This window comes from Falsiroseomonas sp. E2-1-a20 (genome assembly GCF_051433195.1).
In the GTDB taxonomy this organism is placed as follows: domain Bacteria; phylum Pseudomonadota; class Alphaproteobacteria; order Acetobacterales; family Acetobacteraceae; genus Falsiroseomonas.
Map to the genome: position 1 here is coordinate 62836 of NZ_JBHMFT010000011.1, position 25209 is coordinate 88044.

Consider the following 25209-nt stretch of genomic DNA (forward strand, 5'->3'; position numbering starts at 1 on the left):
CCCCGCCAGGCGGAGACGGGCGTCATCGGCGCCGGGCTCCTCAAGCAATGGAAACGCCTTCAAGCAGCCAAATGGGAAAGGAAAATCTTTCTGCTGCGCCGCTTCTTGCGGCAGCGTGGAAAAATCCTCTTCTCTGGCGCCAGAACCAGCGCCACACGGGAAGCCGCCCATGACCAAGGTCCATGTCATCCACGAAAACGACGCCTGGGTGGAGCCGCTGCGCAGCGCCTTCGCCACCCTCGGCACCCCGGTCGAGGAATGGTTCCTGGATCGCGGCGTGCTCGACCTGACCCGCCCGCCGCCGGAGGGCGTCTTCTACAACCGCATGAGCGCCTCCTCCCACACCCGCGGCCACATCTACGCCCCCGAATACGCCGGCGCGGTGATCGAGGTGCTGGAACGCCACAACCGCCCGCTGGTGAACGGCCGCCGCGCCCTGCAACTGGAACTGTCCAAGGTCGCGCAGTACCAGGCGCTGTCCACCCACGGCATCCCGGTGCCCGCGACCCTCGCCGTGGTCGGCCGCGAGAACATCCCCGAAGCCGCGGAAAAACTTGGCTACCCCATCATCCTGAAGCACAACCGCGCCGGCAAAGGCCTCGGCGTGCGGCTGCTGCGCAGCGAGGCCGGGCTGCGCGAAGCCCTCGCCGCGCTCGACGTCACCACCGATTCCGAAGCCCACCCGCGCGACGGCATCTGGCTGGTGCAACGCTACATCGAAGCGGCGGCGCCGTTCATCACCCGCGCCGAATTCGTCGGTGGCCGCTTCCTGTACGCGGTTCGCGTCGATACCTCCGAAGGCTTCGAACTCTGCCCGGCCGATGCCTGCGACATCGACGCAGGCGCCGCCTGCCCCGCCGTCGCACCCAGCCCGAAATTCGTGATCCAGGACGGCTTCACCCACCCCCTGATCCACCGCATGGAAGCCTTCCTGCTGGCCAACGCCATCGGCGTCGGCGCCATCGAATTCATCACCGACCGCCATGGCCAGGCCTTCGCCTACGACGTCAACACCAACACCAACTACAACGCCGAAGCCGAAACCCGCGCCGGCCGCACCGGCAACCAGACCGGCATGGGCGCCATCGCCGCCCACCTGACAGCCCTGCTGCGGCGAGAGGCCCTGGCGGCGGCGGCGTAGTCGGGGTTGGCACTGGGTGATTCGCGGGGGGCGTCGGCCCCCCGCACCCCCGACCAGGTGGCAGGGCCACCTGGACCGCCGGGACCTTATGAACAGGATAAGGAGAGGGGCCAGCGGACCCGCCGGACCAGCGGTCGTGCCGGGCCCCTCTCCCTATCCTGTTCATGATTCGAAGGGTTCCAAGGGGCCGCTGCCCCTTGGCAGGGGGTGCAGGGGGACAGCGTCCCCCTGCGAACAACCAGCGCCACACCCGCCCGCTTGCGTCCTCAGCGCCTCGCCGCTACAAGCCCGCCTCCGCGCGTCATGGCCTCTGGTGGGCATGCCTGGCCGCGGATACCGATCCCTGCCGCATGGTGCGGTCTGGCTGCTCGCGAGGGTGGTTGGTGCGAGGTGGGAGAGGCCTGACCGTCTGGAGGTCCAAATGCCCAAGATGAAGACGAAGTCGAGCGTGAAGAAGCGCTTTACGCTGACGGCGACCGGCATGGTCAAGGCTGGCGCCGGCAACAAGCGCCACATGCTGACCGCCAAGACGAACAAGATGAAGCGGCAGAACCGTGGGGCCTTCGTGCTGGACAAGCAGGATGGCGACACGATCAAGCAGTGGATGCCTTACGGTTCGAGCCGGTAAGGAAGGATCTGAACCATGGCACATGTGAAGCGCGGCGTAACCAAGCACGCTCGCCACAAGAAGATCCTCAAGCTCGCCAAGGGCTATGTCGGTCGTTCCTCCACCGCCTATCGTCCGGCGCTCGAGCGCGTCGAGAAGGCGTTGCAGTATGCCTATCGCGACCGTCGCAACAAGAAGCGCGATTTCCGCGGTCTGTGGATTCAGCGCATCAACGCGGCGGTGCGTGAGCACGGCATCACCTATTCGCGGTTCATGGCCGGCATCAAGGCGGCGAACGTCGAGATCGACCGCAAGATGCTCGCGGCGCTGGCCTTCGACGACGCGGCCGGTTTTGCGGCCATCGTCGAGAAGGCGAAGGGCGCCCTCCCCGCGCAGGCCTGAACCGCTCGCGGTTTGGCTGAAGACTGACACAGGAGGGCCGTCCCGCAGGGGGCGGCCTTTTCCGTATCCGGATGCTGGCGATGATGACGGATGATCTTTCCACGCTTCGGTCCGAAGCCGAGGCGGCCTTGGCCGGTGCCGCGGACCTCCGCGCGCTGGATGCCGTGCGCGTCGCGGTGCTCGGCAAGTCCGGCAGCCTGTCCGGCCTTCTCAAGGGCCTCGGCGCCGTGCCCGCCGACCAGCGCAAGGACCGCGGCGCCGCGCTGAACCGCCTGAAGAATGAGGTCGAGGCGCTGCTGGAAACCCGCAAGGCGGCGCTGGAGGCCCTGGCGTTGGAGGCGCGGCTGAAGGCGGAGCGCCTCGACGTCTCCCTGCCGCCCCGCCCCTTCGCCGCCGGCACCGCCGCCGATGGCGGCATCCATCCCATCAGCCGGACCATCGAGGAACTCACCGCCATCTTCGGCGCCATGGGCTTCCGGGTGGTCGAGGGGCCGGACATCGAATCCGACTGGCACAATTTCGGCGCCCTCAACATCCCGGACCACCACCCGGCGCGCCAGGACCACGACACCTTCTACCTGCCCGGCACCGACGAGGCCGGCCAGCGCCGCGTCCTCCGCACCCAGACTTCCCCCCTGCAGATCCGGACGATGCTGGCCGAGCCGCCGCCGATCCGCATCATCGCCCCCGGCCGCACCTACCGCGCCGACCACGACGCCACCCATTCGCCGATGTTCCACCAGGTGGAGGGGCTGGTGATCGACCGCGGCATCACCCTCGGCCACCTGAAGGGCTGCCTGACCGATTTCCTCCGCGCCTTCTTCGGCATCTCCGACCTGCCGGTGCGGTTCCGCTCCTCCTACTTCCCGTTCACCGAGCCTTCGATGGAAGTCGATATCGGCTGGAACCGGAAGACCGGGGAATTGGGGGGCGGCGGGGATTGGCTGGAGATCCTGGGCTCCGGCATGGTCCACCCCAAGGTGCTGGCGAATTGCGGCCTGGACCCGCGCGAATGGCAGGGCTTCGCCTTCGGCATGGGGATCGAGCGCATCACCATGCTGAAGCACGGCATGCCCGACCTGCGCCCCTTCTACGAAAGCGACCTGCGCTGGCTGCGCCACTGGGCCGCCGATCCGCTGGCGCCCGCCAGCCTGCACGAGGGGATCTGATCCGATGAAGTTCCCCCTCTCCTGGCTGCGCGAGCATCTGGAAACCGATGCCTCGCTCGATGCCATCGCCACCACCCTCTCCGCCATCGGCATCGAGGTCGAGGGCATCGAGGACAAGGCGGCGTCCCTCGCCAGTTTCCGCATCGCCCGCGTCATCGAGGCGGTGCAGCACCCCAACGCCGATCGCCTGCGCCAGCTTCGCGTGGATGCCGGCGACGGCCGCGAACTGTCCGTCGTCTGCGGCGCGCCCAATGCCCGCACCGGCATGAAGGGCGTGCTCGCCCTGCCCGGCGACTTCATCCCCGGCACCGGCATCACCCTGAAGCTCGGCGAAATCCGCGGCGTGAAGTCCGAGGCGATGATGCTGTCGTCGCGCGAGATGGGCCTCGGCGACGACCATTCCGGCATCGTCGACCTGCCGGAGGATGCGCCGGTCGGCGCCAGCTACGTCACCTGGGCCGGACTTGATGACCCGGTGATCGAGATCAAGGTCACGCCGAACCGTGGCGATGCCCTGTCCGTCCGCGGCATCGCCCGCGACCTGGCCGCCGCCGGCCTCGGCCGCGTGATGCCGTGGGAGGTGGCACCCGTCGCCGCATCCTACCCGGCGCCGCTGCACTGGCGCATCGCCGACCCGCGTGCCTGCACCTGGGTGCTCGGCCGCGCCGTCCGCGGCGTCAGGAACGGCCCCTCGCCGCAGTGGTTGCAGGACCGCCTGGTGGCCATCGGCCTGCGCCCGATCAGCGCGCTGGTCGACATCACCAACTACTTCACCTTCGCCTTCGGCCGCCCGCTGCACGTCTTCGACGTCGCCAAGGTCGCCGGCACCGACCTCACCATGCGCATGGCGCGGGCGGGCGAGGAATTGCTGGCGCTGAACGGCAAGACCTACGTGCTGACGGAGGAGGACGGTATCATCGCCGACGCCAACGGGCCGGAAGCGCTCGGCGGCGTCGTCGGCGGCGAACACAGCGGCTGCGACGCGGCGACCACCGAATGCTTCATCGAATGCGCGCTGTTCGACCCGGTGCGCATCGCGCTGACTGGCCGCCGGCATGACGTCCGCACCGACGCCCGCTCCCGCTTCGAGCGCGGCATCGACCCGGCGCTGCTGCCGAAGGCGCTGGAAGCGGCGACACGGATGATCCTCGACCTCTGCGGCGGCGAGGCGTCCGAGATTTCCGAAGCCGGCGCCGCGCCCGCCTGGCAGCGGGAGGCAACGCTGCGCTTCGTCCGCATCCGCGACCTCGGCGGGCTTGATCTGCCGGCGGAGGAAGCCGTCGGGCGGCTGGAACGGCTCGGCTTCGAGGTGACCCGCCGCGACGCCGCCAGCGTCACCGTCGCCGTGCCGTCCTGGCGCAACGACATCGCCGCCTTCGGCGCCCTCGCGCAGGACCCCTCCCTGCCCGCCGACCGCGCCCGCATCGCCGCCGAGGGCTGCGCCGCGATCGAGCCGGAATGCGACCTGGTCGAGGAGGTGCTGCGCCTCGGCGGGCTGGACGCCGTGCCCGCCGTCTCGCTGCCCGTGGCGAGCCCGGTGCCGCGCCCGGCGCTGGCCCCGAAGCAGGTGCGCGCGGCGCTGGCCCGGCGGGTGCTCGCCGCCCGCGGCATGCAGGATTGCGTGACCTACGGCTTCCTCGACCGCGCCACGGCTGGGCTGTTCGGCCCCGCTGCGGAGCAGCCTGGACAATGGTCTCCGCCCGATGGCCTGCACCTGGAAAACCCCATCGCCAGCGACCTGGACCAGATGCGCCCGACCCCGGTCGCCTCCCTCGCCATGGCCGCCGCCCGCAACGCCGCGCGCGGCTTCGCCGATGTGGCGCTGGCCGAAATCGGCGGCGCCTATCGCGACCCCGCCGCCGGCCCCAGCCAGTTGGCCCTCGCCGCCGGCCTCCGCGCCGGCCAGACCCCGGCCAACTGGGCGGCCCCCGCCCGCCCGGTGGATGCGCTGGATGCCAAGGGCGATGCGCTGGCGGTGCTGTCGGCGCTCGGCGTGCCGATGGCGGCGGTGATGCTGACCACGGATGCGCCCGGCTTCTACCACCCCGGGCGCTCCGGCGTGCTGCGCCAGGGGCCGAAGACCGTCCTCGCCCATTTCGGCGAACTCCACCCGCAGGTGGTCCGCAGCCTCGGCCTCGCCGGCCCAGTCGTCGCATTCGAAGTCTTCCTGGACGCGATCGCGGAGCCCAAGCGCCGCAAGAAGGGCCTGCCCGACCTGCCCGCCTTCCAGCCCCTGAAGCGCGACTTTGCCTTCGTGGTGGACGCCACGGTGCCCGCCGACCAACTGCTCCGCGCCGCCCGCAACGCGGAGAAGACGCTGGTCGCGGACGTCACGCTGTTCGACCGCTACGCCGGCGACAAGCTGCCGGAGGGCAAGATCAGCCTGGCGCTCCAGGTCACCCTGCAACCGCGCGAGCGCACCCTGACCGATGCGGAGATCGAGGCCGCCGCCGCCAAGGTCGTCGCCGCGGTGGCGAAGGCGACCGGCGCGGTGCTACGAGGATAGCAGGCAGGAGGCTGGCAATGGGCCGGGTCGTGACGGTGCAGGTGGATGCGGAGGGCCGGCTGGTCCTGCCGGAAGACATGCGCGTCTCGCTCGGCGTGCAGGGTGGTGGCGAGGTGACGATCGAGGCGCGGGAGGGTCGGCTGCACCTGCGCCCGAGCGACGCGGCCATCCGGCGGGCCCAGGCGCTGGTGGCCGCCATGGTGCCGCCTGGCCACAGCCTGGCCGACGAACTGATCGCCGAACGCCGCGCGGAGGCGGCACGCGACCTGGCCGAGGAGGCTGCGCCGCACCAGAATGGCTGAGTCCGTCCTTCTCGACGCCTCGGCCGTCCTGGCGCTGCTGCAGGCCGAAGCCGGTGCGGAGGCCGTGGCGGCGGCACTGGAAAGCGGGCTGGTTTCCGCGGTCACCCGAACCGAGATCCTCGGGCGCCTGGCACGCTTCGGCGCCGACGGAACCCCCGCCCTGGATCAGCTTGCCCTGCCCGTGCTCCCGTTCACGGCGGCCGAGGCCGATCGCGCAGCGGCCCTCATCGCCCGCCACCGCGGCACCTTGTCCCTCGGCGACTGCGCCTGCCTGGCCACCGCGGAGCGCCTGGCGCTGCCGGTCCTCACCGCCGACCGCATCTGGGCGACCCTCGGCCTCGCGGTCGAGGTCCGCCTGGTCAGGTAGCCCCCAACCACACCATTCGCCAAAATATTTGGACTTCCGCGGCTTCTGCCCTATCTCCCCGGTTACGCCGGCACCCGGAATCAGATGACCGACACCCCCCTCTCCCGCATCCGCAACTTCTCCATCATCGCCCATATCGACCATGGCAAGTCGACGCTGGCGGATCGCTTGATTCAGACCACCGGCACCGTCGCGCTGCGCGAGATGAAGGAACAGCTCCTCGACAACATGGAGCTGGAGCGGGAACGTGGCATCACCATCAAGGCGCAGACCGTCCGCCTGCAATACAAGGCGAATGACGGCGAGACCTACATCCTCAACCTGATGGACACGCCCGGCCACGTCGATTTCGCCTATGAGGTCAGCCGCTCGCTCGCCGCCTGCGAGGGCAGCCTGCTGGTGGTCGATGCGTCCCAGGGCGTCGAGGCGCAGACGCTGGCCAATGTCTACCAGGCCCTCGACGCGAACCACGAGATCGTCCCGATCCTGAACAAGATCGACCTGCCGGCCGCCGAGCCCGACCGGGTGAAGCAGCAGATCGAGGATGTGATCGGCCTCGACGCCTCCGACGCCGTGATGATCAGCGCCAAGACCAGCCTGAACATCGAGGGTGTGCTGGAAGCCATCGTCACTCGCCTGCCGCCGCCCATCGGCGATGCCGACAAGACCCTGACCGCCCTGCTGGTGGATAGCTGGTACGACGCCTATCTCGGCGTTGTGGTGCTGGTGCGGGTGCGCGACGGCCATCTGCGGAAGGGCATGAAGATCCGCATGATGTCGAACGGCACCGCCCATACGGTGGAGCAGGTCGGCGTCTTCACCCCCAAGATGGTGGCGGTGGACAGCCTCGGCCCGGGCGAGATGGGCTACGTCACCGCGGCCATCAAGACGGTGGCCGACACCAACGTGGGCGACACGCTGACCGACGACCGCAACCCGGCGACGGAGGCCCTGCCCGGCTTCAAGCCCTCCATCCCCGTGGTCTGGTGCGGCCTGTACCCGGTGGATGCCGATGATTTCGAGAAGCTGCGCGAATCCGTCGGCAAGCTGCGGCTGAACGACAGCAGCTTCCACTACGAGATGGAGAACAGCGCCGCCCTCGGCCTCGGCTACCGCTGCGGCTTCCTCGGCCTGCTGCACCTCGAGATCGTGCAGGAACGCCTCTCGCGCGAATTCGACCTGGACCTGATCGCGACCGCACCCTCCGTCGTCTACAAGATCCGCAAGACGAACGGCGAGGAGACCGAACTCCACAACCCGGCCGACATGCCCGACCCGAGCGTGATCGAGGAAATCTCCGAGCCCTGGATCAAGGCCACCATCATGGTGCCGGAGGAATATCTCGGCTCCGTCCTGACGCTGTGCAACGAACGCCGCGGCGAACAGGTGGAACTCACCTATGTCGGCACCCGCCCGATGGCGGTCTATCGCCTGCCGCTGAACGAGGTGGTGTTCGACTTCTACGACCGCCTGAAATCCGTCTCCCGCGGCTATGCCAGCTTCGACTACACCGTGGATGGCTACCAGCCCGGCGACCTGGTGAAGATCTCCATTTTGGTCAACGCGGAACCGGTGGATGCGCTGTCCTTCATGGCGCACCGCACCCAGGCGGACCGCCGCGGCCGGCAGATCTGCGAGAAGCTGAAGGAGCTGATCCCCCGCCAGCTCTTCAAGATCCCGATCCAGGCCGCCATCGGCGGCCGCGTCATCGCGCGTGAGACGATCAGCGCCATGTCGAAGGATGTGACCGCGAAATGCTATGGCGGCGACATCAGCCGCAAGCGCAAGCTGCTGGACAAGCAGAAGGAAGGCAAGAAGCGGATGCGGCAGTTCGGCAAGGTCGAAATCCCGCAGAGCGCCTTCATCGCCGCCCTGAAGATGGACGCCTGAGCCGCCTACAGCCCGAGGGAACGAGACAGAAGATGACCGAGATCGGAAAGCGCGGCCTGCTCGGCCTCGCCGCCGCCGCCATGGCCGCACCTGCCCTGGCGCAGCCGGCCTTCCCAAGCCGCACCATCACCATGGTGGTGCCCTTCGCCGCCGGCGGCCCGACGGATACCGTGGCCCGCCTCATCGCCCAGGCGATGACCGGCCCGCTCGGCCAGACCGTGGTGGTGGAGAATGTCGGCGGCGCCGGCGGCACCCTCGGCGCCCAGCGCACCGCCCAGGCGCGGCCGGATGGCTACAACATCCTGATGCACCACATCGGCATGGCGACCATCCCCACCCTGTACCGCCGCGTGGCCTACGACCCGATCAACGGCTTCGAGACCATCGGCCTGGTGACCGAAGTGCCGATGACCCTGATCGGCCGCAACGGCATCGCCGCGCAGAACATGGCGGAACTGGTGGCGCTGGTGAAGCGGGAGGGCGAGAAGCTCAACTACGCCAATGCCGGCATCGGCGCCGCGAGCCACCTGTGCGGCCTGCTGCTGATGCAGGCGCTCGGCACCCGCATGACCACCGTGCCCTATCGCGGCACCGGTCCCGCGATGAACGACCTGCTGGCCGGCACCGTCGACCTGATGTGCGATCAGACCACCAACACGACCGAACAGATCAAGTCCGGCAGCGTGCGCGGCTTCGCGGTCACCACCGCGAACCGCCTGGACGCCCTGCCGGACCTGCCGACCGCGGCGCAGGGCGGCCTGCCCGGCTTCGAGGTCAGCGTCTGGCACGGCCTCTACGCGCCGAAGGGCACGCCGGCGCCGATCATCCAGCGGCTGAACCAGGCCCTCGTCGCCGCCCTGCAGGACCCCAACGTCGCCGCCCGCTTTGCCGCCCTCGGCACCGCCCCGGTGCCGGTGGCCCGCGCCACCCCGCAGGCACACCGCGAGTTCTGGCAGGCCGACATCGCCAAGTGGCGCCCCCTGATCCAGGCCGCCGGCCAATACGCAGACTGACATGAAGCCCTCTCCCCCTCTGGGGGGAGAGGGTTGGGTGAGGGGGGATCACACAGCCCATGCAAGCCATCGTCATCCACGCCGCCCGCGACCTGCGCGTGGAGGACCAGCCCGAGGCAGCCCCCGGCCCCGGCCAGGTCGCCATCCGCATCCGCGCCGGCGGCATCTGCGGCTCCGACCTGCACTACTACCAGCATGGCGGCTTCGGCGTGGTGCGCGTGCGCGAACCCATGGTGCTGGGCCATGAGATCGCCGGCGAGGTCGCTGGCCTCGGCCCGGGCGTCGCCGGGCTGGCGGTGGGCGACCGCGTCGCGGTGAACCCCTCCCTGCCCTGCGGCACCTGCAAATATTGCCTGTCCGGCGCGGCGCAGCATTGCCTCGACATGCGCTTCTACGGCAGCGCGATGCGGATGCCGCATATCGGCGGCGGCTTCCGCCAATCCCTGGTCTGCGAGGCCGCGCGCGCGGTGAAGCTGCCGGCCGACATGCCGTTGCAGCGCGCCGCCTTCGCCGAGCCCCTCGCCGTCTGCCTGCACGCCGCGCGCCAGGCCGGCCCGCTGCTTGGCGCCCGCGTGCTGGTCACCGGCGCCGGTCCCATCGGGATGCTGTGCCTGCTGGTCGCCCGCCACGCCGGCGCCCGCCACGTGGTGATGACGGATCTCGCGCCGAAGCCGCTGGCGCTGGCGCTGCAACTCGGCGCCGATGCGGCGCATGATCTGCGGGCGGAGCCCGAGGCGCTGGCGCCCTATGGCGCCGACAAGGGCCATTTCGACGTGGTGTTCGAATGCGCCGGCAGCGGCGCCGCGCTGGCCGGCGCCATCGCCGCGGCCCGGCCGGGCGCCACCATCGTCCAGGTCGGCCTCGGCGGCGATGCGACGGTGCCGCTGAACGCGCTGGTGGCGAAGGAGATCACCCTGCGCGGCACCTTCCGCTTCCACGAGGAATTCGCCCTCGCCGTCGATATCCTGGCGCGCGGCGCCATCGACCCGATGCCGCTGCTGACCGAAGTGCTGCCCATGGAACAGGCCGTCGCCGCCTTCGACCTCGCCGCAGACCGGACGCGCGCCATGAAGGTGCAGATCGCCTTCTGAGGCCCCCCCTTCCACCGCGGCACGTCGCGCCGCACACTGCCGCGATGCACATCGACGTCGGCCGCGCCCGCTTCCCCCTGATCTGCGAAAAGACCCCCGCCCGCGGCACCCGCGGCATCGTCGCCAGCAACCACCCCCGCGCCTCCGCCGCGGGGGCGGAGGTGCTGCTGGAAGGTGGCAACGCCGTCGATGCCGCCATCGCCACGCTGTTCGCCCTGACGGTGGTGGAGCCGATGATGGTCGGCGTGCTCGGCGGCGGCGTCGGCCACGTCCGCATGGCGGATGGCCGCCACGCCGTGATCGACGGCCTGTCCACCGCCCCCGCCGCCGCGACGCCGGACATGTACCGCCCCCGCCCCGGCATCCCGCCGGAAGAACGCGAGGTGGAGGGCCGCCTCAACGCCCTCGGCCCGCTGGCGGTCGCCGTGCCGGCCGCGCTGCGCGCCTGGTCCCACACGCTGGCGCAATTCGGCACCTGGTCGCTGGCCGATGTGATGGCCCCCGCGATCCGCCTGGCCGCCGAGGGCTTCCGGGCCACGCCCTACCTGTCCGACTGCATCGGCGACGCCGCCGCCGACCTGGCCCGCGACCCGGACCTCGCCGCGCGCTTCCTGCCGGGCGGCGCCAAGCTGCCCGCCGGCACCCGCTTCATCCAGGGCGCCTATGCCGAGACGCTGCGCACCATCGCCCGCGACGGCGCCGACGCACTGCATGACGGCGCACTCGGCGGCCTGGTGGCCGATGCACTGTCCAGCGGCGGCGGCATCGTGACGCGGGAAGACCTGCGCGCCAGCCGCCCGATCGAGCGCGCGCCAATCCGCGGCGACTACCGCGGATACGCGGTGTACGCCCCGCCGCCGCCCGCCGCCGCCGGCGTGCACATGGCGCAGATGCTACGCGTGATGGAAGGCTTCGACGTCGCCAGCCTCGGCTTCGGCACTGTCGAGGGCTGGCACCTGGTGGCGGAGGTGCTGAAGCTCGCCTTCGCCGACCGCTCCGCCGCCACCGCGGACCCGGATTTCGTGCGCGTGCCGATCGAGCGCCTGCTGTCCCCCGACTACGCCGACCTCCGCCGCGCCCAGATCGACATGTCCCGCGCACAGTCCTGGCAGGCGCATCCCTCGCTCGCCGAATCCAACTGCACCACCCACGTCACCGTCGCCGATTCCGCCGGCAACATCGCAGCGACGACGCAGACCATCAACGCGCTGTTCGGTGCGCGCATCGCCATCCCCGGCACCGGCCTCATCGCCAACAACTACATGCACAATTTCGACCCGCGCCCGGGCCTCGCGCTGTCCGTGCAGCCGGGCAAGCGCGTCTTCACCAGCATGGCGCCGACCATCGTGCTGAAGGACGGCAGGCCCGCCTTCGCGCTCGGCCTGCCCGGCGGGCTGAAGATCTTTCCCTCCGCCTTCCAGGCCGTTCTGAACATCATCGACCACGGCATGAGCCTGCAACAGGCGGTCGAGGCGCCGCGCATCTGGACGCAAGGCCTCGCGCTGGAACTGGAACCCGCGGTCCCGCAGCACGTCGCCGCGGCCCTGGCCGCGCGCGGCCACGACATCCGCCGCGTCGCCACCATCGGCGGCGGCATGAACGGCATCGGCTTCGAGCCGGACGGCAGCATGACCGGCGCCGCCTGCTGGCGCGCCGATGGCACCATCGTCGCCCTCGGCGGCGGGCTGGCCCGCGCCGGCGTCCGCTTCACCCTCGAGACCGCTCCCGTCTAGGATCGCCAGATGACCCAGAAGATCGCCCTGCTGCAGCCCATCGCCGGCGAGATGGCCGACATCATCCAGTCCCTGCTGCCCGAGGGTTTTCGCGCGACGGCCGTGAAAGGGCGCAGCATCGAGGACCTGAAGGCCGAGATCGCCGATGCCGACTACGCCCTGTGGTGGGATGTCGGCGTGCCGGCCGAGGTTCTGGCGGCCGCCCCGAAGCTGAAGCTGATGCACAAATGGGGCGTCGGCATCGACAACATCGACCTCGACTACTGCCGCGCCCACGGCATCCAGGTGGCGCGCACCACCGGCAGCAATGCGGCCCCGGTCGCCGAATTCACCATCGGCCTGATGCTGGCCATCGCGCGGCGCATCGTGCCGGCGCACAACACCACCGCCGCCGGCGGCTGGGCCAAGAACGAGATCTGGAAGCAGTCGGTGATGCTGACCGGCAAGACCGTCGGCATCATCGGCCTCGGCGCGATCGGCAAGGGCGTGGCCAAGCGGCTGCAGGGCTTCGATTGCCGCGTGCTGTACTACAGCCGCACCAGGCTGCCGGAGGCCGAGGCGAAGGCGATCGGCGTCGAGTACCGCGCGCTGGACGACCTGCTGGCCGAGGTCGACTTCCTGTCCCTGAACTGCCCCCTCACCCCCGAAACCAAGGGCATGATCGACGCCCGCGCGCTGGCGAAGATGAAGCCGACCGCGAGCCTGGTGAACGTCGCCCGCGGCGGCGTGGTGGTCGAGGCCGACCTGGTCGAGGCGCTGCGCACGGGCAAGCTGCGCGCCGCCGCCGTCGACGTCTTCGACCAGGAACCGCCGCCCGCCGACCATCCGCTGCTGCACATGGACAACGTCATCGTCTCGCCGCACTGCGCCAGCACCGCCTACGAGAACAGCCGCCGCAGCATCGAGCACTGGCTCGGCAACATGGTCCGCGTCTCGAAGGGCGAGCCGATCCCCGAGCAGGACCGCGTACAATAAAGCCCTCTCCCCCTTGGGGGAGAGGGTTGGGTGAGGGGGTCCCCCCAGACCGCAAGGCCTTGAGCAGGAGGAGACCGCTGCCCTTCACTGCTTCGCGTAGTGGTGACAGAACCCCGCACCGATCTCGACCAGCCGGTCCGCGATCAGCTTCCCGGATTCCGCGCTGCACAGCCGCGGATCGCCGGTGCCCAGCCCATTCGGGCTGACCGCGTCATACTCGATCGGCACCGTCACCTCCGCCCCCTGGAAGCTCAGCGCGCCCCAGCCGGAGAATGGCAGACCCAGCGCCTCCGCCTTCCCGCTGCGCGGCTCCGGGATCAGGTCGGTGCGGATGCGCTCGGGGAACAAATGCATCCCGAGGCTGGTCAGAGGATCCGCCCCGTGGCTGGAGACGGCCTTCGCCTTCTCCGCCCCCAGCAGCTTCGGCATCTCCGCATAGGCGATGCGCCACAGGTACAGCGCGGGGATCACCGGCCCGCCCTTGTGCATCACCGCCCGCGTCGCCTCGTTCACCACGGTGACGTTGCCGCCATGCCCGTTGATCACCACCAGCTTCGTCAGCTTGTGCCGCAGCAGCTCGGCGAACACCTCGTCCAGCACGGCGCGGAAGGTGGCGGCCGACAGCGCGATGCCGCCGGGCATCGGCCCGAAGAAGTCGCCCTTGCCGAAGGGCAGCACCGGCGCCACCACGGTCCGCGTACCCTCCGCCGTCGCACGCAGCGCGATCAGCTCCGCCATCTTCTCCGCCAGGAAGTAGTCGCCCATCGGAGCGTGCGGCCCCTGGTCCTCGTGGCTGCCCATCGGCAGCAGGATCACCGGGTTCTGCGGGTACAGCGTGCGGGCCTCGTCGCCCGTGATCTCACCCATGCGGACTTTCGTCGGCGCTATTTCGACCATGCTGGCGGGTTCCTCAGTTGATCTCTTCGGCACGGATGCAGGCGACACGGTGCGCCACCCCGGCGAATTCGCGAAGGGGGGGCACCGCCTCCGCGCAGGCTGGCCGCGCATGGCGGCAGCGCGTGCGGAACACGCAGCCGGACGGAGGGTCGGAGGGGCTGGGCGGCTCCCCCGGCAGAATCTCCCGCGTCAGCCGCCGCGCCGGGTCCAGCATCGGCGTCGCCGACAGCAGCGCCCGCGTATAGGGGTGCGACGGCCGGGCAAAGACGGACGCGACCGGCCCCTCCTCCATCACCCGCCCCAGATACATCACGATCACCCGGTCACACAGGTGCCGCACCACCGGCAGGTCGTGGCTGATGAACAGCATCGCGAGACCCAGGTCGCGCCGCAGATCCGCCAGCAGCCGCACCACCTGCGCCTGGATGGAAACGTCCAGCGCCGAGACCGGCTCATCCGCCACCAGGAAATCCGGCCCCGTCGCCAGCGCCCGCGCAATGCCGAGCCGCTGCCGCTGCCCGCCGGAGAATTCGTGCGGGTAGGCGCCGATCCGGTCCGGATCGAGCCCGACCCGCCGGAACATCTCCGCCATTTTCTCACGCCGTTCGGCGGACGAGAGCGCGCCATGGATGATCAGCCCATCCTCGACCTGCGCGCCCACGCTGCGCCGCGCATCCAGGCTGCCGAAGGGGTCCTGGAACACGATGCCCATCCGCGCCCGCAACCCGCGCCAGGCCGCGCTGCCCGGCTTCGGCAGCGCCATGCCATCGAAGCGCACCGCACCGCCCGTGGCCGCCAGCAGCCCCAGCAGCACCCGCCCGAGCGTCGACTTCCCGCTGCCGCTCTCGCCGACCACGCCGAGCGCCTCGCCCCGCGCCACCGTCGCATCCACCCCGGCCACCGCCCGCACCGGCCGCCCGCGCGCGAAGATGCCCCGCGGCGCGAAGGTCATCTCCACCGCCTCGGCGACGACGAGCGGCTCGCTCATGCCGTCAGCTCTCGCCAGCGGATGCAGCGCACGGCGTGGTCCGGCATCTCCTCCAGCACCGGCGGCGCGGCGGAACACGCCTCGGTCGCGTGCCCACAGCGCGGCGCGAAACGGCAGCCGGGCGGCCAGGCATCTGGGCGCGGCACCACGCCCGCAATCCCCTCCGGCTCGATATCGCCATCCGGCACGGCGGCCAGCAGCGCCCGCGTATAGGGGTGCAGCGGGTTGGCAAAGACGGTCGCCACCGGCCCGCGCTCCACCACCTGCGCCGCGTACATCACCACCACATCCTCCGCGACCTCCGCCACGACGCCGAGCGAATGGGTGATGAGCACGACGCCCATCCCCTCCTCGCGCCGCAGCACCGCCAGCAGTTCCAGGATCGCCGCCTGCACCGTGACGTCGAGCGCCGTGGTGGGTTCGTCCGCGATCAGCAGCCGGGGCTTGTTGGCGATGGCCATCGCGATCATCACGCGCTGCCGCATGCCGCCGGACAATTCATGCGGATAGGCCCGCGCGCGACGCCCCGGGTCGGCGATGCCGACGCGCTTCAGCAACTCCACCGCCTCCGCGGTCGCCTGCGCAGCCGGCACGTCGCGATGCGCGCGGATCGCCTCCGCCACCTGGTCGCCGACGCGATGCACCGGGTTCAGGCTGCTCATCGGGTCCTGGAACACCATTGCCATGGCGCCGCCGCGCAGCTTCCGGCGCTCAACCTCCGGCATCCGCAGCAGATCCTCGCCCTCGAAGCGGGCAACCCCATCCGCCACCCGCGCCACCGGCGGCAGCAGCCCCATGATGGCCGTCGCCGCCATGGATTTGCCCGACCCGCTTTCGCCGACGATCGCCAGCGTCCGCCCGGCCCCCAGCCGGAAACTCATCTCCTCCACCGGCCGGATGATCCCACCCGGCGTCGCGATCTCCACCGTCAGTCCCTGCACGTCCAGCAGCGGCGCAGGCGTCGCCGGCGCCGGGAACAGCCCCGGCAGCAGCCGGTCGATCAGCCGCAGCTTGCGGGCGCCACCGCCGCCGCGCTTGTCCGCCACGTCGCGCACCGCATCGCACAGCAGGTTCATCGCCAGGATGGTGATGGTCAGCGCCAGGCACGGCCACAGCAGCAGCGTCGGCGCCTGTTCCATGGTGGCCCGCGCGCCGCGGATCATCAGGCCCCAGCTTGGCGTCGGCGGCACCACGCCGAGCCCCAGGAACGAAAGCCCACTCTCCAGCACCACCGCGGCGGCCACCGCCAGCGAGACCTGCACGAGCACGGGACCTGCGATGTTCGGCAGCACCGTGCGCAGCAGGATGCGCGGCGTCCGCGCCCCCAGCGCCCGCACCGCCTCGACATAATCCTGGCTGCGCGCCGACAGCACCTCCGCGAAACTCACGCGGATGAAGCCCGGCAGGAACAGCACGGACAGCACCAGGATCAGCGTCTCGGTCCCCGGCCCGAGCAGCGTCACCACCAGCAGCGCCAGCAGCACCGGCGGGAAGCACAGCACCACATCGGCGCCGCGGATCGCCAGCACCTCCACCAGCCCGCGGAACCAGCCGCCGAGCAGCCCAAGCGCCGTGCCGACCACCGCCGCGATCGCCGTGGAGGCGAAGGCAACCGCGAGCGAGGATTGCGCGCCCCAGATCAGGCGCGACAGCACATCCCGCCCGAACTCGTCCCGCCCCAGCGGGCTGCCCGGCACGTAGGAGGCCAAACGGTTCGCCACATCCTGCCGCACCGGGTCCATCAGCGGCAGGATCGGCGCGGCGAAGGCGATCAGCACGATCAGCAGCACCGCGCCGCCAGGCAGCCACAGCTTCCTCATCCGCGCGTGATCCGCGGATCAAGCGCCGCATAGACCAGGTCCATGACCAGGTTGATCAGCAGGAAAAGCCCCGAAACCGTGATGACGATGCCGACCACCATCGGATAATCCCGCGCCTCCACCGCGCGCAGCAGCGGCGTGGACAGGCCGGGCCAGTTGAACACGTATTCCACCAGCACCGTGCCGCCGAGCAGCGTGCCCATCTGCAACCCCAGCACCGTCGTCACCGGGATCAGCGCGTTGCGCACCACATGCCGGCGCAGCACCCGCTGCGGCGTCAGCCCCTTCGCCCGCGCCGTCCGCACATGGTCCCGGGACAGCGCATCCAGCACGGAGGCCCGCGTCATCCGGAAGATCGTCGCCGCCAACCCCTTGGCGATCGCCACCGCCGGCAGCAGCAGCAACATCAGGTGCCGCCCGGGATTTTCCGCAAACGGCGTATATCCCCCCGCCGGCATCCAGCGCAGCCATTGCGCCAGCACCAGGATCAGCAGCGTGCCCAGCACGAACACCGGCACCGCCTGCAACACCGCCGCCACCGCCGAGGCCGCCCGGTCGAACGCCCCGCCCTGCCGCACCGCCGCGAAGGTTCCTGCCGGCAGCGCGATGGCGACGGCGATGATCGTGCCCGCGAAAATCAGCTCCAGCGTGCGCGGCAGCCGCAACGCGATCTCGGCGGCCACCGGATAGTCATCGACCAGCGACGTGCCGAGGTCGCCCTGCACCAGCCCGGTGATGAAGGCCGTGTACTGCTCCAGGATCGGCCGGTTCAGCCCCAGCCGTTCGCGCAGTTCCGCGATCGCATAGGCATCCGGCATCGCCCCGCCGGTGGACAGCAGCATCTCCGCCGGATCGCCCGGCACCATGTGCAGCGCCAGGAAGACGATGGTCGCCACCACCCACATGAGCACCAGCGACAACCCGATGCGCTTCGCGAGCCAATACATCAGCCGAGCGCCGCGAACTCCAGCATCGCGCCGGATGAGGTGGAGACGGCGCCCGGCAGGTTGACGAAGCCACTGACGCGACGGTCGAAGCCATAGCCCTGCTCACGCCAGGCCAACGCCACCACCGGCACCTCCTCCAGCGCCGCGCGCTGCATGTCCTTGTAGATCTCCACCCGCTTCGCCGTATCGAACTCCGCCCGGCCCTTGCCGAGCAACTCCACCGTGCGCGGTGTCGAAAGCCCGAAGGACCGGCCATGCGCGGCGGACAGCGAGGTATCCAGCACCACCGTCAGCCCGTCCGGATCGTTGAAGTCGGCGGAGACGCCATGGATGGCGATGTCGTACTGCCCACGGATGCCGGCGCTCACCCGCGTCGACCAATCCGTCAGCCGCAACTCCGCCTGGATGCCGATGGCGGCCAGGTATTGCTGCGAGATCTCGGCGGTGTCCTTGTGCATGCCGAACTGCGAGGTCGCCAGCAGCGTGGTGGAGAATCCATTCGGGAATCCCGCCTGCGCCAGCAGCGCCTTCGCACGCTCCGGGTTGTAGGCGTGGCCCTTCGACAGCTCCGCGTCCCACCACGGCGTGCCCTCGACGATCGGGATCCCCTCGATCGGCGCCCCGCGCCCCGAGAAGGCAACCCGCACAATATCCTCCCGCTTCACCGCATGCGCGACGGCGCGGCGCACCAGCGGGTTGTTGAAGGGCGGCCGCGTGCCGTTGAACAGGATGTCCATGAACGGACCCATCTGCGCATCCAGCTTGAGGCGCGGATCGGCATCGACCGCCGCCATGCCGGACCACGGCACGTATTCGATGATGTCGACATCGCCCGATTGCAGCGCCGCCAGCCGCAGATTCTCATCCGCATAGATCGTCATGCGGATGGTGCGGCTGCGCGGCAGGCCCGGCACCCAGTAGTTCGGCGCCGCCTGCAACTCGATCCAGGACCCACGCTCCTGCGACGCCACCCGGTACGGCCCGCAGCCCACGGCCGCGTTCATGTCGCGCGACCCGCGCCAGACGATCGCCATGTTGTAGTTCGCGAACCACAGCGGCACCGTCGCCACCGGCTGCTTCATCACCAGCCGCACCGTGTGCGCATCCGGTGTCTCGACGCGCTCGATCAACTGCATCTGCGTGCGGTAATAGGCGGTGGAGCGTTCGGCCGCGACCTGCTCGATGGTCCACTTCACGTCCTCCGACGTGACGCGCTCGCCATTGTGGAACACCGCCTCGGGCCGCAGCTTGAAGACCCAGGCGCGCTCCGCATCCAGCTCGATGCTGCTGGCGAGTTCGCCCTGCACCTCGCCCTTCTCGTCGAATCGCGTCAGCCGGCGATGGATCAGCATCTTCACCGTGCCGGCCGAGGCGCCCGTCGAAGGCCAGGGCTGCAAATTCGGCGGCCAGGCCGAAAGCCCCATGCGCAGCACACCCGGCCGCGCCTGCGCCGCCGCAGGGTTGGTCAGCAGCGGCGCCGCGCCGAGGCTCGCGGCGGCGCCGAGGAACAGGCGTCGGGTCAGATGGGTCATCGGCTTCGCCCCGGTTGCGGTGCAGCAAACATCTCGGCACCGATGCCACGCGGGGCGGCGCCCCAAGTCAAGCGGAATTCGCAGCGAACACCCGAACCGCCTCCGCCGGGATCGAGAAGCGCAGCGCCGCGCCCGGCACCGCCGCATCCCGCCGCGCCACCCGCAGGCCGAAATCCTCCCGCCCGCCGAAGGCCAACCGCAGCCGGCAGTGGTCGCCGAGATACACCACCTCCAGCACCCGCCCCGCCAGCGCCCCGTCCGGCACCACCCGCTCCGGCCGCACCGAGGCCAGCGCAGCGGCGCCTGGTGGCAGGTCCTGCGGCGCGCAGGCCAGCAAGGTCCCGTCGGCCAGGCGCAGCGTCGTCGCATCGAGCACCGTCGCGTGCACAAAATTGTTCTCCCCGATGAAGCCGGCGACGAAGGGGTTCGCCGGCCGCTCATACACCTCCTCCGCCGTGCCGATCTGCTGGATGCGGCCCTGGTCGAAGACGGCGATGCGGTCGGACAGCGTCAGCGCCTCGGACTGGTCATGCGTCACATGCACCATCGTCACGCCGGTCTCGGCATGGATGCGCCGGATCTCGCCCTGCAACTCCTCCCGCAACTGCTTGTCAAGCGCCCCCATCGGCTCGTCCAGCAGCACCAGGCTCGGCGCGAAGATCAGCGCGCGCGCCAGCGCCACGCGCTGCTGCTGCCCGCCGGACAGTTGCTGCGGCCGCCTGTCGCCGAAGCCCGGCAGCCGCACCATCTCCAGCGCGCGCTTCACACGGTCCGCGATCTCCGCGCGCCCCATGCGGCGGATCGAAAGCGGAAACGCCAGGTTCTGCGCCACGCTCAGATGCGGGAACAGCGCATAGTTCTGGAACACCACCCCGATGCCACGCTTGTGCGGCGGCAGCGTGTCGATGCGCTGGCCCTCCAGCTCGATCCGCCCGGCCGTCGGATCCTCGAACCCCGCCAGCATCATCAGCGTCGTCGTCTTGCCCGACCCGGACGGCCCCAGCAGCGTCAGCACCTCGCCCCGCATCACCTCCAGGTCGAGCCCGGCCACCGCCTGCACCCGCCCGTCATAGCTCTTCGACACACCGGCGAAGCGCACCAGCACGTCGCTCACCGCGCGCGTTTCCGCAGGAACTCGCTGGCCAGCAGGAACACCAGCGAGCACAGGAACAGCAGCGTCGCCGCAGCCAGGATCGTCGGGCTGAGAAACTCCCGCACCGAGGCATACATCTGCCGCGGCAAGGTGAACTGCCCGGGTCCTGCCATGAACAGCGTGATGACGAACTCATCCAGCGACGTCGCGAAGGCGAACACCGCCCCCGCCGCGATCCCCGGCCAGATGTTCGGCACCATCACCCGCAGGATCGCCGCAACCGGCGCCGCGCCGAGCGAGGCCGCCGCGCGCAGCAGCGTCGCATCGAAGGTCCGCAGGGTCGCCAGCACCGCCACCACCACGAAGGGCACGGCGACGACCGTATGCGCCAGCACCAGCCCGGCCAGAGACCCTGTCAGCCCGACAATCGAATAGGCGAAGAACATCGCCGCCGCCGTGACGATATAAGGCGTCACCATCGGCAGCGTCAGCAGCACCACCAGCACCCCCCGCCCGCGGAACCGCCCGAGCGTCAGCCCGATCGCCGCCATCGTCCCCAGCAACGTCGCGACCACGGTCGTCGCGATGGCAACGACGAAGCTGTTGCGCGTCGCCAGCACCCAGCGCCCGGCGGTCAGGAACTCCTCGTACCAGCGCAGCGAAAATCCGCGCGGCGGCAGCACCATCGCCTCGGTCGGGGAAAACGACAGCACCACCACCGCCGCCATCGGCGCCAGCAGGAACAGCAGCAGCAGCGCCGTGGTGCCGCGCAGCAGGAGGCGCGCCGCCGCGTGTTCGCGCATCAGCCGCGCGCGCCCAGCGCCACGCCGCCGGTCAGCACCCGCACCAGCGCCACCACCGCCCCGGTCATCGCCAGCAGATAGGCGGACAGCGCCGCCGCCATGCCCCAGTTCACGTCACGGCTCATGAAGTTGGCGATGAACCAGGCCACCATCTGGTCGCGGTCGCCACCGACCAGCGCCGGCGCCGTGTACATCCCGACCGACAGCAGGAACACCATCGCACCGCCCGCCAGCACGCCCGGCAGGCTCAGCGGCAGCCACACGCGGACAAACCGCTGCACGCCGCCGGCGCCAAGCGAGGCCGCCGCCCGCAGATAGGTCGCATCCAGCCGCACCATCACGCTGTGCATCGGCAGGATGGCGAACGGCAGCAGCACATGCACCAGCGCCAGCACCACGGCGAAGCGCGTGCCGAGCATCTGCACCGGCGCCTCCGCCAGCCCCAGCGCCAGCAGCGCCGCATTCACCGGCCCCTCCCGCTGCAACAGCACGAACCAGGCGGTGGTGCGCACCAGCACGGAGGACCAGAACGGAATCAGCACCAGCGTCATCGCAATGGAAGACCACGGCGCCCGCAGCCGCGCGATGGTGTAGGCCACCGGATAGGCCAGCAGCACGCAGATCGCCGTCACCAGCAGGCTGATGCCGAAGGTCCGCAGGAACAGCGTCCGGTACAGTCTTTCGTCAACCGGCACCGCGCTGACCTCGCCCGCCGGGCTGCGCGTGAAGTCCATCGCCCGCAGCAGGTACAGCGAGGTCAGCGGCCCGGTCGCGCGCGCCAGCATCGCCCAGGTTTCGGTCTCGCCCCACCGCGCATCCAGCGCCGGCAGCGATGCCCGGTAGGGCGCTTGCAGCCGATCCGACGCCCGCGACGTGCGCAGCAGCAGCGTGCGGCTGCCGGTCCGCTCGAAGTTCAGACGCTGCGCCACATCGCCGATGCGCCGTGCCTCCAGCGCCGCGCCCAGCTCCCGCACAATCGCGGCGAACGCGGCCTCATCCGGCAGCCCCTGCCCGTCCCAGCCCCGCAGCGCCGCCGCCGTCTGCGGCAACGCCGCCGCCACCTCCCGGTCCTGCACCGCCCGCAGCAGCGTGACGCCCACCGGCAGCAGGAAACTGCCGAGGATCAGCAGCAGCAGCGGCGCGATCAGCAGCGCCGCCAGCCGGTTCGTTCGGTTCAACGCGTCAGCCAGGAGGCGAAGCGCTGTTCCAGGTCCGGCCCATGCTCCAGCCAGAACTCGGTATCGATCTCGAGCCCGCCCGCCTGGTGGTTCGTCATCATCAGCGGGTTGCGCGCCCGCACATCCGGGTCCTCCGCGACCGCCCGCGTCACCGGGTTGATCGGCCAGGCGCGGGTCAGCTCCAGCAGCGGCCCCGGATTGGTGATGTGCTCGATCAGCCGCATCCCCTGCGCCGCATTCCCGGATCCCCGCACCACCGCCCAGCTGTCATAGGCATAGAGCAGCGTCGGCCAGCGCAGGTTGTACTGCGCGCCCGAGCGTATCCCGTTCGCCACCCGCCCGACGAAGCCCACCGCGAAGGCCACCTCGCCGCTGTTCACCAGTTCGATCGGCTGCTGCCCGCCGGTCCAGAAGCTGAGGTTCGGCCGCAGCCGTTCGAGTGCCGCGAAGGCGCGCTGCTGCCCGGCCGGCGTCGCCAGCACGCGGTACACCTCGGCCGCCGGCACGCCATCGCCCATCAGCGCGATCTCCAGCGTCATCCGCGCGCCGCGCCGCAGGCTGCGCCGGCCGGGAAAGCGCTGCGTGTCCCAGAACTCCACGAAATTCGCTGGCCCCACCGGATGCCGTGCCTCGTCGTAGAACACGGAGACACCCCATCCGATCGCCCCCGCCCCGCAGGTGGTGGCCGCCCCCGGCACGAACTTGTCCCGGTTCACCACGGACCAGTCGATGCGCTCGAAGATGCCGTCCTCGCAGCCGCGCACCAGGTCGGGCGCCTCCACCATCACCACGTCCCAGGTGACGTTGCGCGCCTGCACCATCGCCCGGATCGGACCCACATTGTAGTCGTAGGCGGTATCCACCACCGGCCCGCCCGCGAAGGTCGAGAACAGCGTCCGCCGCATGTGGTCCTGCAAGGCGCCGCCACCCGCGACCACCGTCAGGTCCCGGGCCACGGCCGGCGCCGCAGCAAGCAGCAGCAGCGCGGCAAGGGGGGCAAGCAGGCGCCGCATGGTCATGGCCTCCGGTCGGGGTCGGACAGGATCGTCTCGACAGGCGTGATGTGCCAGCCGGCATTCTTCCGGGCGTAGTAGGTATTCAGCAAGCGCGTCGTCACCGGCCCCGGCACGCCGGCACCGATCGGCGCGCCGTCCAGCCGCGTCACCGGGAACAGGCCGCAGGAGGTCGCGGTCAGGAACGCCTCCTCCGCCGCCGCCAGCGCCTCCGGCATCAGCCGCCCGTAGCGCGCCGGAATGCCAAGCTCGCCCGCGATCTCGAACATGGTGCGGCAGGAGATCCCCTCCAGCACCCCGGCCTCCGGCGAGACCAGGCCGCCGCCGATCACCGCCACCACGTTGAAGCCCGGCGCCTCCGCCACCGCGCCGTCCGTGGAACACAGGATGGGCACATCATGCCCGGCATCCTTGGCCAGGAAGGCCGCGCGCAGGAAGTCGCCCCAGTGGCTGTTCTTCCACACCGGGTTCACGGCGGAGGCCGGAATCCGCGTGACGTCGCGCACCATCATCGCATGCTGCCCGCGCTGCATCTCCGCCGGCTGCCCGCGCAGCACCAGCGGCGTGACGGTGGCGAAGAAGCGGTTGGCCGAAGCCGTGGGGTCGCGCGTCCCCGGCACCGCCATCCCGCGCGTGCAGGCAAAATACACCAGCGCATCCGGCAGCCCGCTTTGCCGCACGAGCCCCGCCAGCAGCGCGCGCATCGCCTCCCGCGACATGCCCGGGTCCAGCCGCAGCCCGGCCATGGAGGCGAAGAAGCGGTCCAGGTGGTCCTCCAGCCGGAAGAACCCGCCGCGCCAGACATGCACCACGTCATAGGTCATGTCGGCATACATCAGGCCGAGGTCGCGGACGGAAATCTTCGCATCCGCCAGCGGCACCACCGCGCCGTCGATCCAGCCGAGCGCGCGGCTGAAATCGGCATTCTCCACGGTCAGGTGGGTCGGAACCTGCAAGGCTTCGGCCATCGGCGACTCCAGGGTCCGTCGAGGATGCGTCATGCCGAAGGTGGGGTGAAGGCACCCTGCCCCGCCACCTCCGCCCAGGCCTGGAAGGGCGGCGATGGCGCCACCTCCCCCGCCCGGAGCATATCCAGCCACGCCGCGGTCGCCTTGACGAAGCGGTTCACCCCGCGCGGCCAGATCGGCAGGCTCATCGCTTCCGCCATCCGCGGCTCATCGACACCGAGCGCATAGGCCGAACGCAGCGTCACCCGCAGCCCCCATTCCTCCTCGCAGGCGGTGTGGATGCCGATCAGCGCCAGCCGCGCCAGCCCCGGCGCCAGCACCCCATCGCCCAGCAGCGCATCCAGACCATCGAGATACCCCTGTGCCGCCGGCAGCGCCGGAAACTGCGCCTGCCAGTGTTCCCCCATGCAGGCCCAGCGCCGCGCGCCCGCCGCCCAACCCACCAGCCGGAACACCGCCTGCGCCAGCGCGTCGTCGCCGCCGGCCTGGCGGAACTTGTGCAGGTGGTGGGTGCCGACCGGCTCCTCGCAGGCCGCCAGGATCGCCAGCCACACCACCTCCCGCTCCAGCGGCGCCAGGTGGCGCGGCTCCAGCGTCAGGGCGCGGTACATCGCCTCGTAGGCGATATGCAGTTCGGGCAGCGCCGCGGCCATGGCGCCGTGATGCGGCAGCACGAAGCCGCGCGCGTCACGGATCCGCGTCAGGGCCGCGCGGACATCCTCGGGGGTGGGGGGCATGGCCCGATCCTGCGAAGCGCGCGGGGCCAGGTCAACC

General features: G+C 70.6%; 23 protein-coding genes. 12 read left to right on the forward strand and 11 right to left on the reverse strand.

Translation table 11 applies throughout. From position 1 onward, the window contains the following. Positions 1 to 169 precede the first annotated feature (169 nt). From ACFHPP_RS14900 to ACFHPP_RS14955, 12 genes are all read left to right on the forward strand, one after another. A complete protein-coding gene (locus ACFHPP_RS14900) occupies positions 170 to 1141 on the forward strand; it encodes an ATP-grasp domain-containing protein (protein WP_437164033.1) in 972 nt (323 codons plus the stop codon). A 421-nt stretch (positions 1142 to 1562) separates the two neighbouring features. Beyond that, positions 1563 to 1769: a 50S ribosomal protein L35 gene (gene rpmI / locus ACFHPP_RS14905; RefSeq protein WP_437164034.1), complete on the forward strand. Its 207-nt coding sequence runs from the start codon at positions 1563 to 1565 to the stop codon at positions 1767 to 1769. Positions 1770 to 1784: 15 nt separating this feature from the next. Beyond that, positions 1785 to 2150, forward strand: coding sequence for a 50S ribosomal protein L20 (rplT, locus tag ACFHPP_RS14910; protein ID WP_437164035.1), 366 nt, complete (start codon positions 1785 to 1787; stop codon positions 2148 to 2150). Positions 2151 to 2233: 83 nt separating this feature from the next. Further along, positions 2234 to 3319: a phenylalanine--tRNA ligase subunit alpha gene (pheS, locus tag ACFHPP_RS14915; protein ID WP_437164155.1), complete on the forward strand. Its 1086-nt coding sequence runs from the start codon at positions 2234 to 2236 to the stop codon at positions 3317 to 3319. A 4-nt stretch (positions 3320 to 3323) separates the two neighbouring features. Continuing rightward, entirely contained in the window at positions 3324 to 5825 is a 2502-nt protein-coding gene (gene pheT / locus ACFHPP_RS14920) for a phenylalanine--tRNA ligase subunit beta (RefSeq protein WP_437164036.1), read from the forward strand. 17 nt (positions 5826 to 5842) lie between these two features. Next, on the forward strand, positions 5843 to 6127 hold the full coding sequence (locus ACFHPP_RS14925; RefSeq protein ID WP_437164037.1) for an AbrB/MazE/SpoVT family DNA-binding domain-containing protein: 285 nt from the start codon (positions 5843 to 5845) through the stop codon (positions 6125 to 6127). Beyond that, entirely contained in the window at positions 6120 to 6494 is a 375-nt protein-coding gene (locus ACFHPP_RS14930) for a PIN domain-containing protein (RefSeq protein WP_437164038.1), read from the forward strand. The genes ACFHPP_RS14925 and ACFHPP_RS14930 overlap by 8 nt, the downstream gene beginning before the upstream one ends. Positions 6495 to 6578: 84 nt before the next feature. Continuing rightward, positions 6579 to 8384 carry a translation elongation factor 4 gene (gene lepA, locus ACFHPP_RS14935; protein WP_437164039.1) on the forward strand — a complete coding sequence of 602 codons (1806 nt, stop codon included), beginning with the start codon at positions 6579 to 6581 and terminating at the stop codon, positions 8382 to 8384. A 32-nt stretch (positions 8385 to 8416) separates the two neighbouring features. Next, on the forward strand, positions 8417 to 9397 hold the full coding sequence (locus tag ACFHPP_RS14940) for a tripartite tricarboxylate transporter substrate-binding protein (RefSeq protein ID WP_437164040.1): 981 nt from the start codon (positions 8417 to 8419) through the stop codon (positions 9395 to 9397). A gap of 59 nt (positions 9398 to 9456) precedes the next feature. After that, positions 9457 to 10488: an L-idonate 5-dehydrogenase gene (locus ACFHPP_RS14945; RefSeq protein WP_437164041.1), complete on the forward strand. Its 1032-nt coding sequence runs from the start codon at positions 9457 to 9459 to the stop codon at positions 10486 to 10488. Positions 10489 to 10532: 44 nt separating this feature from the next. Beyond that, positions 10533 to 12221: a gamma-glutamyltransferase gene (gene ggt, locus ACFHPP_RS14950; protein WP_437164042.1), complete on the forward strand. Its 1689-nt coding sequence runs from the start codon at positions 10533 to 10535 to the stop codon at positions 12219 to 12221. A gap of 9 nt (positions 12222 to 12230) precedes the next feature. Beyond that, positions 12231 to 13196, forward strand: a complete 966-nt coding sequence (locus ACFHPP_RS14955) for a 2-hydroxyacid dehydrogenase (protein ID WP_437164043.1) — start codon at positions 12231 to 12233, stop codon at positions 13194 to 13196. A gap of 84 nt (positions 13197 to 13280) precedes the next feature. Here ACFHPP_RS14955 and ACFHPP_RS14960 read toward each other — a convergent pair whose 3' ends face one another. The 11 genes from ACFHPP_RS14960 to ACFHPP_RS15010 all read right to left on the reverse strand — a co-directional run bounded on the left by ACFHPP_RS14960 (position 13281) and on the right by ACFHPP_RS15010 (position 25172). Continuing rightward, the gene (locus ACFHPP_RS14960; RefSeq protein WP_437164044.1) at positions 13281 to 14063 is read right to left on the reverse strand and encodes a creatininase family protein; all 783 of its coding nucleotides are present in this window, start codon (positions 14061 to 14063) and stop codon (positions 13281 to 13283) included. 43 nt (positions 14064 to 14106) lie between these two features. Further along, a complete protein-coding gene (locus ACFHPP_RS14965; protein ID WP_437164045.1) occupies positions 14107 to 15081 on the reverse strand; it encodes an ABC transporter ATP-binding protein in 975 nt (324 codons plus the stop codon). Further along, entirely contained in the window at positions 15078 to 16901 is a 1824-nt protein-coding gene (locus tag ACFHPP_RS14970; RefSeq protein ID WP_437164046.1) for a dipeptide/oligopeptide/nickel ABC transporter permease/ATP-binding protein, read from the reverse strand. The genes ACFHPP_RS14965 and ACFHPP_RS14970 overlap by 4 nt, the downstream gene beginning before the upstream one ends. Further along, a complete protein-coding gene (locus tag ACFHPP_RS14975; RefSeq protein WP_437164047.1) occupies positions 16898 to 17848 on the reverse strand; it encodes an ABC transporter permease in 951 nt (316 codons plus the stop codon). The genes ACFHPP_RS14970 and ACFHPP_RS14975 overlap by 4 nt, the downstream gene beginning before the upstream one ends. Continuing rightward, a complete protein-coding gene (locus ACFHPP_RS14980; RefSeq protein WP_437164048.1) occupies positions 17848 to 19380 on the reverse strand; it encodes an ABC transporter substrate-binding protein in 1533 nt (510 codons plus the stop codon). The genes ACFHPP_RS14975 and ACFHPP_RS14980 overlap by 1 nt, the downstream gene beginning before the upstream one ends. Positions 19381 to 19447: 67 nt before the next feature. Beyond that, on the reverse strand, positions 19448 to 20494 hold the full coding sequence (locus tag ACFHPP_RS14985) for an ABC transporter ATP-binding protein (RefSeq protein WP_437164049.1): 1047 nt from the start codon (positions 20492 to 20494) through the stop codon (positions 19448 to 19450). Next, on the reverse strand, positions 20491 to 21276 hold the full coding sequence (locus ACFHPP_RS14990) for an ABC transporter permease (RefSeq protein WP_437164050.1): 786 nt from the start codon (positions 21274 to 21276) through the stop codon (positions 20491 to 20493). The genes ACFHPP_RS14985 and ACFHPP_RS14990 overlap by 4 nt, the downstream gene beginning before the upstream one ends. Continuing rightward, the gene (locus ACFHPP_RS14995; RefSeq protein ID WP_437164051.1) at positions 21276 to 22454 is read right to left on the reverse strand and encodes an ABC transporter permease; all 1179 of its coding nucleotides are present in this window, start codon (positions 22452 to 22454) and stop codon (positions 21276 to 21278) included. Before ACFHPP_RS14995 ends, ACFHPP_RS14990 begins: the two co-directional genes overlap by 1 nt. Further along, positions 22451 to 23467 (reverse strand): extracellular solute-binding protein, encoded by a 1017-nt coding sequence (locus ACFHPP_RS15000; protein WP_437164052.1) that lies wholly within the window; start codon positions 23465 to 23467, stop codon positions 22451 to 22453. The genes ACFHPP_RS14995 and ACFHPP_RS15000 overlap by 4 nt, the downstream gene beginning before the upstream one ends. 2 nt (positions 23468 to 23469) lie before the next feature. After that, positions 23470 to 24435, reverse strand: a complete 966-nt coding sequence (locus ACFHPP_RS15005; protein ID WP_437164053.1) for an aminotransferase class IV — start codon at positions 24433 to 24435, stop codon at positions 23470 to 23472. 29 nt (positions 24436 to 24464) lie between these two features. Further along, positions 24465 to 25172 (reverse strand): hypothetical protein, encoded by a 708-nt coding sequence (locus tag ACFHPP_RS15010; protein ID WP_437164054.1) that lies wholly within the window; start codon positions 25170 to 25172, stop codon positions 24465 to 24467. Positions 25173 to 25209: the final 37 nt, after the last annotated feature.